The organism is uncultured Shewanella sp., from assembly GCF_947497935.1.
GTDB lineage: Bacteria > Pseudomonadota > Gammaproteobacteria > Enterobacterales > Shewanellaceae > Shewanella.
In genome coordinates this window covers 1-12,840 of record NZ_CANMIO010000019.1, presented here as the reverse complement: position 1 = coordinate 12,840, position 12,840 = coordinate 1, and the positions used below count along the sequence as shown (strand labels likewise).

Annotated in this window: 8 protein-coding genes and 1 tRNA gene; 7 read left to right on the top strand and 2 right to left on the bottom strand. The window is 43.5% G+C overall.

Annotated features, from left to right (window positions below; translation table 11 throughout):
* Positions 1-19: 19 nt before the first annotated feature.
* Positions 20-361: a hypothetical protein gene (locus tag Q1A86_RS17345; RefSeq protein WP_299809354.1), complete on the bottom strand. Its 342-nt coding sequence runs from the start codon at positions 359-361 to the stop codon at positions 20-22.
* 375 nt (positions 362-736) lie between these two features.
* Here Q1A86_RS17345 and Q1A86_RS17340 point away from each other — a divergent pair, with 375 nt between their 5' ends.
* The 4 genes from Q1A86_RS17340 to Q1A86_RS17325 all read left to right on the top strand — a co-directional run bounded on the left by Q1A86_RS17340 (position 737) and on the right by Q1A86_RS17325 (position 8,248).
* A complete protein-coding gene (locus tag Q1A86_RS17340; protein ID WP_299809350.1) occupies positions 737-3,751 on the top strand; it encodes a UvrD-helicase domain-containing protein in 3,015 nt (1,004 codons plus the stop codon).
* 544 nt (positions 3,752-4,295) lie between these two features.
* Positions 4,296-6,275, top strand: a complete 1,980-nt coding sequence (gene uvrB / locus Q1A86_RS17335) for an excinuclease ABC subunit UvrB (protein ID WP_299809347.1) — start codon at positions 4,296-4,298, stop codon at positions 6,273-6,275.
* 395 nt (positions 6,276-6,670) lie between these two features.
* Complete coding sequence (locus tag Q1A86_RS17330; RefSeq protein ID WP_299809344.1) at positions 6,671-7,546, top strand: phospholipase A; 876 nt, start codon at positions 6,671-6,673, stop codon at positions 7,544-7,546.
* Between the two features lie 51 nt (positions 7,547-7,597).
* Entirely contained in the window at positions 7,598-8,248 is a 651-nt protein-coding gene (locus Q1A86_RS17325; protein ID WP_299809341.1) for a CatB-related O-acetyltransferase, read from the top strand.
* A 138-nt stretch (positions 8,249-8,386) separates the two neighbouring features.
* Here the strand turns inward: Q1A86_RS17325 and Q1A86_RS17320 are convergent, their stop codons facing one another.
* Positions 8,387-9,997, bottom strand: a complete 1,611-nt coding sequence (locus Q1A86_RS17320) for an ABC-F family ATPase (protein ID WP_299809339.1) — start codon at positions 9,995-9,997, stop codon at positions 8,387-8,389.
* Between the two features lie 342 nt (positions 9,998-10,339).
* Between Q1A86_RS17320 and Q1A86_RS17315 the strand changes: the two genes are divergently transcribed.
* The 3 genes from Q1A86_RS17315 to Q1A86_RS17305 all read left to right on the top strand — a co-directional run bounded on the left by Q1A86_RS17315 (position 10,340) and on the right by Q1A86_RS17305 (position 12,840).
* Positions 10,340-10,837 carry a VF530 family DNA-binding protein gene (locus Q1A86_RS17315; protein ID WP_299809336.1) on the top strand — a complete coding sequence of 166 codons (498 nt, stop codon included), beginning with the start codon at positions 10,340-10,342 and terminating at the stop codon, positions 10,835-10,837.
* A 381-nt stretch (positions 10,838-11,218) separates the two neighbouring features.
* Positions 11,219-12,430 carry an MFS transporter gene (locus tag Q1A86_RS17310; RefSeq protein WP_299809333.1) on the top strand — a complete coding sequence of 404 codons (1,212 nt, stop codon included), beginning with the start codon at positions 11,219-11,221 and terminating at the stop codon, positions 12,428-12,430.
* 333 nt (positions 12,431-12,763) lie between these two features.
* Positions 12,764-12,840 (top strand) — tRNA-Met (locus Q1A86_RS17305).

Genomic DNA, 12,840 nt, shown 5'->3' with positions numbered 1-12,840 from the left:
GTGTAGCCAAATGTCTCGGCTATTCAGCTGTAACAAAATCACTTTCGCGAGCAAACTTAATTGCTTGGTCACATATCTTGATTTGCTGCTCTTTATTCGCTGCTTTGAATTGGTCCATGTAAGCATCTAATGCTTCACTGGTTTCTTTTGACATGATCATCTCTTCGATGCCTGCATCTTTATGCATCATCATAGATTGGCCAACAATGCTGCCTTCGATTTGCATATCTTGTTCTGCATAAAACGTTGTACAAATCATGAGGCTTGCCATGCCAAGCGCAGTATCTTTGTCTAGGTTTTCAGCGACAGCGGTACCTGCGAATAAACAACTTACAAGACCTGCAATTAGTACTTTTTTCATTATGGTGAACCCTTTTTCATTCCATCAATGGATCTGTTATCTAGATGATATTACATAGCATTTATATTGCTTTGAGGTGCTATGAATTGAGATAAAGGCTAGCATTTAGTAATTAATAGGTATGTGATACTGAACCTCATTTAGTCGCTTTCAATTCGTTTTTGTGTGGTTAATCACGCTTGTCATGCAGGTTTTATATGTAAAAAAAGCTAAAAAAGCCCACGTGATTTACCTTGCTGTTTTTATAGACAATTTACAGCACCATTTGCCGTTATAGCGTCTTGGTAAATATTTAAGCACACGCAAGATTACCGCTATTTGCGACTGAGATAACTTGATACTATGCGGCGGTATTTTACCAATCAGAGGTTGTAAATGGAGCTTAGGCGACATTCTGTTGAGTTCGGTTTTCTGCAAGGGATCATATTCTGTAATGGTGCCAAACTTTGCGAACAGGGATTAACCATAAACGGTAAGCTCTATGCCTACCCGCAGTTTAATCAAACCGTTGAGGTGCGAGAAGGCTGGTTTACTCAAACATTAGTTTGGGGAGATACGCGCTTTAGCTTTTTCCGCTTTATCGACAGTAAACCTCTGTTTAAATACGCCCTGAAAAACCATCTGTTGCAAAGCAAAGCGGCGCTACAAGTGAGCTATGATGAGCTGCTTGTTGATATTGCGCGTTTTGACAGCCGCTTTGGTTTACATAAGCGATATTTACGTGATTCAGATAAAAGCCTGTTGCAGAATGAGTTTCAAGATTCATTATCGGCATTTAGCTGTGCAGAACATTTTACTCAACTAGGTTTTGACACCAGTGCCTTTAACTGCAGACTCGCTAAGTTTATTAAGCAGCCTGAGGCGTTCACTGAAAAATATAACCAGTGGTGGCAGGAAAAGCAGCTAGATGCGCATCAGCCACTGTTTGACTCGCTAGAAGCAAATCCACTCACGCTATTGCAGCGCCAAGCCTGTGTTACCGATGAAAATAATACCTTAGTGATTGCGGGGGCGGGAACAGGTAAAACCAGCACCATGGCGGCAAAAGCGGCATATCTGGTGAATCAAGGTTTAGCGAAGCCTGAAGAGATCTTGATGCTGGCCTACGGTAGAGATGCCAGAGTTGAACTTGAACAACGGTTAACTTCCATTGCAGGAAATGCTAGCCAAGGAGCAGAGGCATTAGCTGGAGTTAAGGTCAGTACTTTTCATGCGTTAGGCAAAGAGATTATACAATACTACTTAAATCGTTCGACCCAAGTGTCTGTGCTGGCCAGTGATGATAAGCGTCTTACGCAATTTGTTGATCAACAGATCGACGCTATTGTTGCCGATCCACAGATGGCGGATCCCGTTGCTGACTATTTTGGCCGCTATCTGTATCCTCAGGTCAACGAGCTGGACTTTAACACCCAGGGTCAGTATCGCTCCTACCTTAAAAACAACGAGATCCGTGCATTATCGGGTGACCGAGTTAAGAGTTTTCAAGAGCTCACCATCTGTAACTACCTTTATACCCACGGTATCGAGTTCGACTATGAGCCTAGATATCGCTCAAAGCTTGATTCTAAAGATGACTCTAAAAACAGCAATGAGATCACCGAACCTGGAAAGAGCGTCTATCAACCTGATTTCTATATTCCGCTGCTTGATGCTTATCTTGAGCATTTTGGCCAGGATAAACAGGGCAATACTCGTCCTGATATTGATAAAGAAGCGTACCAGCAGAGTCGGGAGTGGAAGATAGCGCTGCATAAGCGCCATAATACTTGCCTGTTGCAAACCTTTAGCTGGCAGGCAGAAAAGGACGGTTTGGAGAAGAGTCTTGAAGCGCTATTGTGTGAGCGCTGTGCTCAACTTGGCCTTGAAGAGAGTCAGCTTTTTAAGCCTATTTCACCACAAGAAGTCTTTGCTCAGGTTAAACACTTAGGCGTGTATCGTAATGTGAGCCGTTTGATGTCCAGCTTTTTGGGGCTGTTTAAGTCTTCAGGATATACCTTGGCAGGGCTTGAAGCCGTTAAGATGGCAAAGGGGAAAGGCACTAAGACTTCCACCTATAACCAACTCAGATGGAAGGCGTTCTTACACTTATTCAGGTGGGTTTATAGCCGTTATGACAAGCAGCTTAAATCGCTTAATACCTTAGATTTCTCTGACATGATCGCCGAGGCGCTCAAGATAACGCGAGCCAAAGATTTTCATCAGAAAACGGCTGATCGTTTTCGATATAAATACATTATGGTCGATGAGTTTCAGGATATCTCCGCAGAGCGCGCCAAGTTGGTGACTGAACTGCGAGACTCTAGTCCAGGCTGTGCTCTGTTTTGTGTAGGCGATGACTGGCAGGCGATTTATCGGTTTACCGGTAGCAATCTGGGTTTAACGACTCAGTTTAGTGAGACCTTCGGCGCGACTAAAACCGTTATGCTGGATAAGACCTTCAGATTTAACGACAAAATTGAGAAGGTGGCTTCACAGTTTGTTCAGGCAAACCCTGCCCAGTTAAAGAAGCGCCTTACGACCCATAGCTGCAGTGATAATCCACAAGTCTGCTTAATGATAAACAACAGAGAGACGGCAATAACTCAGGCATTTGACAGTATCGATGAGGTCACAAGGCATATAAAAGCAGCTAAGCGAGCGACAGTGATGTTAATCGGTCGCTTTAACGCATCGCTTAAAGAGCTGAGTCATTGGCAAAGGCGTTATCCGCAGTTTGCCATCTCTGGTTTTTCAGCCCATGCCTCGAAAGGTAAGCAAGCCGACTATGTTATCGTGCTCGACGTGAATAACGACAAGTATGGTTTCCCTTGCAAGATAGATAGCGATCCTATCTTAGAGGCCTTGTTGCCAAAGCTCGATAGTTACGCCGATACCGAAGAGCGACGCTTGTTTTACGTTGCACTGTCACGAGCAAAACAGACGGTATTTGTTCAGGCTGAATTAGGTAAAGAGTCTGTCTTTGTCAAAGAGCTCAGAGGTTTTAAAGGCGATATTCGTGTTTACCTCAGCGATCTGGCGCCCATGTATCACGAGCAGCTATCTTGCCCTGAGTGTAACGAAGGGAAACTCATCCCAAGAGAGGGGCGTTATGGTCTATTTTACACTTGCTCCTTAGGACAAGACTATTGTGATACTAAGCTTGAGGCATGCGGCGTCTGTCAAAGTGCCCCTATGCTGCGTAATGAAACACATCACTTTTGCAGCTCAGCAAAATGTGGCCACAAGAGTCCAGTCTGCCCAAAATGCATTTCGGGTAAATTAGTTCAGCGCACAAATAGTCATACAGGCAAGGCCTTTCTTGCCTGCAGTTTGCATAAGAAAGCGGGGGCCGAAAGTTGCCAGTACACCTGCAATGTACCAGATAAAATACAGAGCTCGGCGGCTTAGTTATGCTTATGCCGTTAAGGTTAGAGTGACGGTGAATGTAAGTTAAAGATATGGTGAAAATAAAGGTGAAACGTGTCATCAATAATTTTGATGATACTTGGCTTTAGTTAAGGGCTAAATTAGTCGGTCTATTGTTTCTTGTCTAAGTGCTAATGTTTTATTGTAGGGATGATACGAGTTGTTGGTCGCTTCGGTTGAAGATGTTGGGGTGATTATTTTTGATGCAAGCAGTGTCGGCGTGCTTATTTTATTCGACGTTATTCGGCTTAAATCGGTCTTGGGCGGTATATAATTGCCTGTAATGAATGTTGTCTGATTGAGCGATATTAAGGCCTATTTCAGTCCTATTGAAGCCGAGAGACAGAGTTAAGGGCGAGAGCCGAGAGTAAGCAATATGAAACTAAAACCCATAGCGACATCAAGGTTGTTTCGAATAGAAAAACCGCCCGCCTAGTCATCGACTAAGCTTGATACTCTATAGTTAATATAAGCTGCTGCAATGTGTACAGACTACGCAGCAAGACTTGATTAAAGGCGAGTGCTTATGTCAAAAAATACCTTTATCTTACATTCCAACTATCCGCCTTCAGGCGATCAACCTGAAGCCATTGCCCGCTTAGTCGATGGGATTGATAGTGGGGAGAGCCATCAGACCTTAAAAGGGGTAACGGGATCGGGTAAAACATTCACCGTAGCCAACATCATCCATAGGCTGAATCGTCCAACGATTATTCTGGCCCATAACAAGACTTTAGCCGCGCAGCTTTATAGTGAGATGAGGCACTTCTTTCCTGAAAATGCCGTCGAATTCTTTGTTTCTTATTACGATTATTATCAGCCTGAAGTCTATCTTCCCGGTAGCGACCGTTTCATTCGTAAAGACTCTGCCATTAACGAGCATTTAGAGCGTTTACGCCTATCGACGACTAAGGCCTTGATTGAGCGTAGAGACGTTATCGTTGTGGCGTCTGTTTCATCGATATATGGCTTGGGCGATCCTGAGGCATACCGTTCCTTGCAAGTGAAGCTCTGGTTAGGGCAAGAGATAGAACTTCATGACTTAATTGCACGTCTAGAGCGGTTACAGTACATACGTTGTAATCGCACCATCAAGCGCGCGACATTTTTAGTACGTGAGGGAGTGATTGATATCTTTCCTGCCGATTCTGAGCATCAGGCGCTGACAGTTGAAATTGAAGCTGGACGAGTCAGTCAGCTTTATTGGATTGATGCCATCAGTGGCGAACAGCTCGAGGCGATTACTGAATATTGCGTTTCACCAAAAACCTTGTACTCGGTATCTCTAGAGCAGGTAGAAATCGCTTGCGAGCAGATCATGGCAGACATGGAGCAGCAAGTTGCCATACTTAACGCTGAAAATAGGCTGACTGAGGCGGCGAGGTTATATGAGCGCACCATATCAGACCTCGAGTTGTTACGACTACAGGGCTACTGCCCAGGTATAGAGAACTACGCCTCCTATCTCAATCAACGTGATCCACAGTTACCGCCAACGACGCTATTCGACTATCTGCCCATTGATGGCTTGCTGTTTATTGACGAGTCACATGTGATGATCCCGCAGATATCGGCGATGTATAAGAGTGATCAGAGCCGTAAGAACACTCTAATCGATTTTGGATTTCGTCTCCCTTCTGCCCGTAACAACCGTCCTTTGAGCTTCACTGAGTTTGAGAGCATCAAACCACAAACTATTTTTGTATCTGCCACTCCGAGCCACTACGAGCTATCAAAATCAAAAGAGCAGGTATTTAAGCAGATTATCCGTCCAACAGGTTTGCTCGATCCTGAAATTGAAATTCGCCCCTCTGAGGAGCAGCTTGACGATCTCGTCAAGGAGATATCCGTTAGGCTTAGCCGCAACGAGCGGACACTGGTGACCACGTTAACTAAAAAAAGCGCTGAATCGTTAAATGACTTTTTGTCTGCTAAAGGGATTAAAGTCAGCTATTTACACTCTGATATTAAAACCAACGATAGAGTAGAGATCATTAATTCTTTGCGTGCAGGGGAGATCGATGTACTAATAGGCATTAACCTATTACGTGAAGGTTTAGATATTCCAGAGGCATCATTGGTGGCGGTACTCGATGCCGATAAAGCCGGTTTCTTACGCTCAGAACAGGCGCTTATTCAAATTATCGGACGAGCAGCGCGTAACGAGAACGGCAAAGCGATTTTATACGCAGATAAGGTGACGACTGCGATGCAAAGTGCCATCGATGAGTCATCCCAGCGCAGAGGCCATCAAATCATCTATAACATGGCTAATGGGATTGTGCCGACTTCATCGAAGCGTAAACTCGACACCGATAGTCAGACTCAGGCAGCAGTTAGCCACATGGATAGGGCGCAGTTTTGTGCGAGCCTGTCAGCCTTGTGTCAACAGATCACCGCCAAAGAGAAGGAGTTACTGCAGTTTGTCGATGAGGGCGGGGTGGATGAAGCTAAGCTTGTTCGAGAGCAGCTTATTGCACTCTATCGTCAGTTTATCTTTATGTAATGTCAGCGTGTTTTATCCTGGTTAGCTAAGATATTTTGCTGGGGCCTGTATGGGCTCCTTTTTCATGGGCTTTTGAGACTGCCACTTTTCGAGATTGCCATTTTTCGAGATTTGCACTATTTGAAATGGGCTCTATTCGAATAGACTTTATTCAAAACCGCTGTTTTTCAAGCTGGCGCTCAATGTATCAAAGGGTTTAAGTAGCTAACCATTTTCAACATTAAAAAGGAGGGCGCCTTGGAATATCTTAGCCTTTGGTTTATATGGCGAAGGTTAGCGCTGAAAGGTGTAAAATCAATATAATTCCAATATATTAAGATATTGAGGCGAACATCTGGAAAAAACAAGTATATTGTTGATGTCGTTCGTCGTTATTTAAGAGGGAGATAAATAACTTGAAGCGTAAAAGCAATATCAAAACCAAAACCAATACTAAAACCAATGTTATTTTGCTGGCAAGCATACTGGCTGCAGGTTCACTTCAGGCAAAAGAGCTGGTCACTGTGAGTAATGATATCACTGGGGTCGCAGGCTTAACTCCTGCAGATGATCTTTATACACTTACGGTGTTTGATAATAATTTCATTTTACCGGTTTACCAAACGCAATCAGCAAATCAAGCTTACTACGCTCCTCAAAACCCAAATAATGACGAGATCAGCGAAACCAATGTGCAGTTTCAGTTCAGCCTTAAATATGGCATCGCGAATAATCTATTCACTGATAATGATGGCTTTTACATCGCTTACAGCCAAATATCTAATTGGCAGGCATATGACGACTCAGCCTATTTTCGAGATTCGCAGTATCAACCGCAAGTGTTCTGGTTTTGGCAGCACGGAGACGCAGCCGATACTTGGAAAAGCACTAGCCTAGGTTTCGAGCACCAATCAAATGGCAAAGGTGGCATTTATGAGCGAAGTTGGAACCGTGTTTATCTTGAGTTTTCATTGGCGTACCAGGATATTGAAATCAGTGTAAAACCTTGGCTGAGGGCGGACTTTTCAGGCACGGATTATAATCCTGATATTGAAGACTATATGGGCTATGGAACGCTTAAAGGGGATTGGTATTTTGGTGAGCATCAACTGAGCCTAACCTTAAGAAACCTTGTTGAAAGTGGCTTTTCTAAAGGCTATGAAGAATTGAGCTGGCGCTTTCCAATATATAAAGGTTTAAGAGGTTACCTAAAGCTTCAAAGTGGTTATGGAATGACCATTTCTGATTATAATCATTTTGATAACGCAGTCGGCATTGGCATTGCGCTGTAAGATTGAGTGATTATTGCATGATATTTACTAAATTAACATTTCAAGGTCTAAATGAACCAGTTCACCAGTTGGCTTGATTCTAAAAAACTTAAAGAACAAGTCGTTAACCCGAATATCGAAGTGGGAGAGTACTCATATTACTCTGGCTTTTATCATGGTAAATCGTTCGAAGATCAAGCGGTGCGTTACTTGCTTGGTGATGGATCGACCATAGATGTGTGGGAGGCGGGGGTCTTTGGTGAGGTCGATAAGCTGATTATCGGCAAGTTCTGCTCCATCGCTTCTGGTGCGTGTTTTATGCTGGCGGGAAATCAGGGTCATCGACTGGACTGGATCTCCACCTATCCGTTCTCCCAAGAGACCTTTGGTGATGGGGTTAACAGTGGTTTTGAGCGTGCGGGCAACACAGTTATCGGCAACGATGTGTGGATTGGCTCTGAGGCGATGATCATGCCAGGGGTGACCATAGGTGACGGTGCAGTGATTGGCGCAAGAGCGGTTATTTCAAAAGATGTTGCGCCGTATAGCGTGGTGGTCGGCAGTAACAAGCTGGTTAAGCTGAGATTCGAGCCAGAGTTAATTGCTAAGCTGTTACAGATAAAGTGGTGGGATTGGCCGCTGGAGAAACTTAAAGGCGCGATGCCGTTAATGTGCAGTGCAGACATTGGCGGTTTATATCAATACCATCTTGATCATGAGTAAATGTATTCAAATTTAAAGCTCATTAAGTAAAGCGGGCAACAATACAAAAATGGCGCTAATCAAAAAGATTAGCGCCATTTTTGTATGGGATTAGCGAGGCCAGATACTTACGTTACTTACGAAGTTAGCAAGCTTCAATTAGGCTTTATTACTCGCTTCATTTTCAGCCTGACTTGCCATGTACTCGTTAAAGGTACCTTGGAAGTTAATTAGCTTCTTGTTTTTAACATCGATAATACGCGTTGCCAAAGATGAAACAAACTCACGGTCATGGCTAACGAAAATTAGCGTACCTTGATACACTTTAAGCGCATTGTTTAATGCTTCGATCGCTTCCATATCCATGTGGTTAGTTGGCTCATCCATTACCAGTACGTTGATGTCCATCATCATTAACTTACCGAATAACAGACGGTTTTTCTCACCACCAGAACAGTTACGGGCCTTCTTATTGATGTCGTCTTCAGTAAACAATAAACGGCCTAGCATGCCACGTACCATTAGGTCGTTATGCTTTGGAAGGCGCCACTGTGACATCCAATCAAATAGGCTTAGATCATTATCAAAGTCTTTGCTGCTGTCCTGTGGACAATAGCCGATAGACGCATTTTCAGACCACTTAATGACGCCATGGTTGTTTTGTAATTCATTCACTAAACAGCGTAGGAAAGTTGACTTGCCGACACCGTTTTCACCAATAACGGCAAGCTTAGCACCCGCTTCAAGGATTAATTCGCCGCCTTCAAATAGGGTTTCGCCATCAAAACCATGGCCGACATTCTCAAGAATAAGTGCTTGGCGGTGCATTTTTTTACCATCTTCGAAACGAAGCGATGGTGTCATACGGCTTGACGCTTTGACTTCATCTAAGCTGATTTTCTCAAGCTTCTTAGCACGAGAACTCGCTTGCTTCGCTTTAGACGCGTTAGCACCAAAGCGGTTAACGAAGTCTTGTAGCTCTGTCATTTCAGCGCTTTTCTTAGCGTTACCCGCAAGTAGCTGTTCTTGAATAAGTGCAGAGGCTTCCATGAAGTACTCGTAGTTACCTGGGTAAATACGTAGCTCACCGTAATCGATATCTGCCATATGGGTACAAACAGTGTTTAAGAAGTGTCTGTCGTGCGAAATGATGATCATGGTGCACTTGCGTTTATTAAGCTCTTCAGCCAACCAGTTAATGGTATGAATGTCCAAGTTGTTGGTTGGTTCGTCCAGTAGCAAGATATCTGGATTTGAGAACAATGCCTGTGCTAATAGTACGCGTAATTTAAAACCGGGTGCGACCTGGCTCATTAAGCCGAAGTGGAACTCTTCTTCGATACCGGCTTCAAGTAAGATTTCACCTGCACGACTTTCAGCGCTGTAACCGTCCATTTCAGCAAACTCACTTTCAAGTTCGCCCACTTTCATACCATCTTCTTCGCTCATTTCTGGCAGTGAATAGATACGCTCACGTTCTTGCTTGATTTCCCACAGTTTTGTATCGCCTTGAATTACCGCGTCAATAACGCTGTATTCTTCAAATGCAAACTGATTCTGGCTCAAGGTACCGACTTTTTGACCTGGAGTAATTGAAACATTACCTGAAGTCGGTGCAAGCTCGCCACTGAGGATCTTCATAAAGGTGGATTTACCACAACCATTTGCGCCGATTAAGCCGTAGCGATTGCCGTTACCAAACTTAGCGGAAATGTTTTCGAATAATGGCTCTGGGCCAAACTGCATCGTAATATTTGCGGTAGAAATCAAAAGAGTATCCTGAGTGAATAATATAAAGTGAAAGCCATAGACGCTAACAGGTTAGGGAGACTAATCCTGCTCGAGAGGCAAAACAGCCGCGGATTATACAGAGGTAGGTGCTTAGATGTCGAGCAATCATGCGATGAATCGTTTGATATTTATGATGTTGGAGTTGGCTTTCATCAATAAATGATGGCGCAGAACGATTTGATAGGGTGATAAAGGATTTTTCTTGTTATTATTAGGAAATAGTTTTGACCAGCGTTATGATTGGTCTTTAGTGGCTATTAAATGTTTTTCATTTAATAGCTGCTAGCGCATTACATATTATCTGCGATATTTGGACGCCCCATGATTGAACATCAACAGAACAACCCGCTTCACGGCTTAAAACTTGAAACCATGCTGACTGAGCTTGTGAAGTTTTATGACTATAAAGTGCTTTACGCCGCCCTTAGATTGGCGTGCTTTAATTTAAATCCGAATATGGATTCATGCGTTAAGTTTTTGAAAAAGACTGAGTGGGCGAGGGAACGTGTAGAAGCATTTTACCTATACCGTTTTAAGCGTATGCCAAAAGGCAATGAAGAACAAATGGCACTTAAACCACGCGAACGTGGTTATGCCGATGGCATTGTGCCGCGTAAACCTGAAAAGTTGACTGTGGAATTAGTTGCAGAAATGCGCACTAAGGCCATGGCAAACTATAAGGAAATGAAGAAGAATGGTTCACGCCCTCGCTTCAGTAAAGATAAGCCAAGAGCACAAGATTCTTACGCGCAAAATCGCAAAAGTGGCTCGAAACGACCTGCAGCGTCACAAGATCCAACTAACCCTTGGGGTAAGTAATCTCTCTGTTATGCCTTAAATAACTAGGCGAGCATCGGGTAAAAATGAAACGGGCATTCAGTATTGAATGCCCGTTTTTTATTAGTGACAGTTAGCTCACATGCATTCTATGCATAGTGTTGTTTCTGATTATTCATTTGCCTCATGTTTTACGCCGCTGTAGGATGCGCCTCTTCTTTTCTCAACCTCAATATCCATGCGTTCTCAAACTCTATTCGCGCAGCTTCTGCGCATGACCTCCTTGTTAATTTTTACTCTTATATTGGTTCATTACTGCAAACCACTACTCGATGCTTTTAGCCTTAATGCAACGGATGTAGGTTGCCATCAACTCCCTAAACCAATAAATGACAATACACATGTAGCAAATGAGGTACACCAATGAGTATCTTTCGCTTCCCCGTTTTAGTCTGGTTAGGTATTGGCATTCTTATTATCAGTCTTGGGGTCCGCCAGTCTTTTGGGATCTTTATGATGCCGATTTCAACAACTTTTGATCAAGGGCGAGAGTTTTTTAGTCTAGCAATTGCGTTGCAGAATTTATTGTTTGGGGTATTTCAGCCGTTTGTAGGGATGGCAGCAGACAGGTTTGGATCTAAAAGAATCATTATGCTCGGCTCGTTAGTCTATGGTTTAGGGCTACTGCTTACATCTATATCAACGACAACAGAGATGTTTTACGTGTCTATAAGCATGTTGATTGGATTGGGACTTAGCGCCACCAGTTATGTGGTGGTGCTTGGCGCTGTCGCCAAAGTTGTACCTGCCGAGCATACAGCAAAGGCATTTGGGTTAACCACGGCTGCAGGCTCATTTGGTATGTTTGCGGTGATCCCTGGAGCGCAAAGTTTACTTACAGAGTTTGACTGGCAGACTGCACTACAGGTATTCGCACTGCTTTGTTGTTTCATGTTCGCTTTCGCTTCGTTTATGAAAACAGCGAAGCCAAGTGAAACGAGTCCTGAGCAATTAGATGACCAAACCTTAACTGAGGCACTTAAACAGGCCTGTACTAATCGTAATTACTGGCTTATTCATATGGGCTTTTTTGTTTGTGGTTTTCATGTGATGTTTATTGCCACTCATTTACCCAGTTATCTAGCAGATAAGCATTTGGATAGCTCAACAGCTGCCTTAGCCTTGGCTTATGTGGGGATATTTAACATATTTGGCTCTTACTTTTGGGGCGTCATGGGGGATAGGTTTAATAAGCGATATGTAATGAGTGCACTCTATTTAGTGAGAACAGTCGTTATTGCTGCCTTTGTGACCTTACCTGTAACTAATAATACCGCTGCAGTATTTGGCGCGGCGATTGGATTTTGTTGGCTAGGCACAGTGCCGCTGACTTCTGGCTTAGTAAGGCAAATTTTTGGGGCGCGCTACTTATCAACGCTATATGGTTTAGTGTTCTTTACTCATCAGCTAGGCAGTTTTCTGGGAGCCTGGGTTGGTGGTCGTATCTACGACTATTATGGCAGTTACGATCCGATTTGGTGGAGTACTGTTGTATTAGCCTTTATTGCGGCTTTACTGCATCTACCTATAGATGATAGGCCTATGGTAATAAAGCCGAAGCTTGTATTGAACTGATCTGGATATACTATCTAGGTAAAAGAGCCACTAATAAAGTGGCTTTTTTGATTTTTAGTGCAGTTGGGATAACAGTTGAGCTAAAAGCGATATTGATAAAAGTTGCTTCAAGGGATTCTTCGCTTAATAAAATGGGTTAAAACTTGGCATAAAACATTCTCGTTTGTAATTGTTTTACTTAAAAAATGCCTAAAACGATTAAACACCGCCCAACTTGGCCAGCAAATCACCGCTTAACACATAATTGTGTTTTTTTACTTGCAACGATGACGCTATCGCCATACTATAGCGCTCGTTCCAAGGCAACAGCCAAACGGACAGCAAGAACACAGTCGCGGGATGGAGCAGTTTGGTAGCTCGTCGGGCTCATAACCCGAAGGTCGTTGGTTCAAATCCAGCTCCCGCAACCA